Origin of the sequence: Pseudonocardia sp. N23, assembly GCF_002583555.1 — a bacterium.
Taxonomy (GTDB): Bacteria; Actinomycetota; Actinomycetes; order Mycobacteriales; family Pseudonocardiaceae; genus Pseudonocardia.
This window is the reverse complement of sequence record NZ_BEGX01000021.1, coordinates 19,159-20,756: the sequence shown is the minus strand read 5'-3', so window position 1 is coordinate 20,756 and position 1,598 is coordinate 19,159. Positions and strand designations below refer to the sequence as shown.

Annotated in this window: 1 protein-coding gene and 2 pseudogenes; all 3 read left to right on the top strand. The window is 75.7% G+C overall.

Going from position 1 to position 1,598, the window contains the following annotated elements; translation table 11 throughout:
* A pseudogene (locus TOK_RS07575) lies at positions 1-231 on the top strand (hypothetical protein); the annotation flags it as partial.
* 426 nt (positions 232-657) lie between these two features.
* Positions 658-813, top strand: coding sequence for a hypothetical protein (locus TOK_RS32435; RefSeq protein ID WP_172457463.1), 156 nt, complete (start codon positions 658-660; stop codon positions 811-813).
* 398 nt (positions 814-1,211) lie between these two features.
* Positions 1,212-1,598: pseudogene (locus tag TOK_RS33255) on the top strand (hypothetical protein); the annotation flags it as partial.

Genomic DNA, 1,598 nt, shown 5'->3' with positions numbered 1-1,598 from the left:
AGCGATCACTACCGGATCCGGGCGGTCGGGTTGTATCTGTCGCGGCACGGGGTGTTGCTGCGCTGGCCCGTCGACGCGCTCGCCGCTCGGCTGCTGGCCCACCCGAAGACCGGGGGCTCCGGAGTCGGGGCAGTGCGCGGGGAGTTCCTCGCGCTCGCGGCCGCCGCGGCCGCCCGCGACGGCGCCACGGTCGCGCTGCGCCGCAGCCACCCCCTGACCCGTCACCCCTGACCCGTCACCCCGACCCGCGACCCTGTCCGGCCTTGGTGTGTGGGCTGGCCGGGGCGGGTTGGTGCTGGTCGCCGGGGGTGGTCCGCCCGGTTCCGGCCGGCGGTGGGGTGGCTGGCTGGTCGCTGGCGGGGTGCCGGCTGGGGGGTGGTAGTCGAGTGCGCTCTGGACGTGGCGGGTGTCCTCCGGCGCCCGGCACGGGTGGACCGCCCGGAGGTCAGCAGAACGGGCCGGGGCGAGCGGGAGATGAACCTGGCCGACTCCATCCCGGTGAGACCGCGCGGCGGTTGGTGAGGTCGGCCGCCGGCGGGGATGAGCGGTCACACCGGGATGGGCCAGCCAGAACCCTCTCCCGTCCCCTTCGGGGACCCCGACCCGCCCTGCTGAGGCAGAGCCGCGTTCCACCCGCACCGACCACCGGAGGACACGATGGCACTCGCCCAGATCACCACCCCCGAGCCCGACCTCGCGCAGCTTTCCGACGCCGAGTTCGACGCCTACCTGGGTTGGCTCTCGCGCGAGGTCTACGGCCGGGGTGAGCCGGCGGCGGTCACCTTCCCGGCGGGGTTCGAGCCCCCGTTCTGATGGGGCGCGGGGTGGCCCGCCCCGACGCGGGCTACCCCGCCCGCTGCCTGGCGGAGTGGCCGCCGCGGGTCGTCCACGCGGCCATCTGGCGGGGGCGCTGGCGGGTGGCGCGGGGGAGGGACTGCCGCTCAGGGCCGCGGCGGGCCGAGAAACAGCTGATGGACCCGCCTTCGGCGGGGCGGTGGGCCTGCCGGCCCTAAAGCTTGAGCACGGCCTCCCTCAACGTAAAGGGCGCTACGCGTCGCCTGCGGCGACAGCCCTTCGGGCTGCCCTTGACGTCGAGCCTCCGAGGCCGAGCGACCGCCGCTTCGCGGTGGCGGGGACGACGCCCGCCACCAGAACGGGCCGACAGACCCACCGCCACATATCCCGCGACCAGCGACGGAAGGTCACCTCCGATGAACCCCACCATCACCGCCGAGGTCATCGCCGGGCGGCTCGCCGAGGTCGCCGCCCTGGTCGAGAGCGGAGCCCTGCGGGAGGCCCGCCGCCGGACCGGGCGGCTGCTGGCCGATGCCGACGAGGGCACCCAACAGCTGCTCACCCAGTGCCTGCGAGCGCTGGAATGTCACCCGCAGGTGCGGACCGCGCGGCTTCGTCATCTGTGGAAGACCAGCGGCGATGACGGCCGCGCCCTGGTCGAGGCATGCCTGCCCCGCAGCGACCGCCACGACGACCAGGCCCGGGCCGGATGGGCTCGCCCGCAGGGCCGGACCGGGGACGGCGGGGCGGCGCGACGGGCACCGCGTGACCTGCCGCGCCGGTGGTTCGCGCCGCAACCCCGA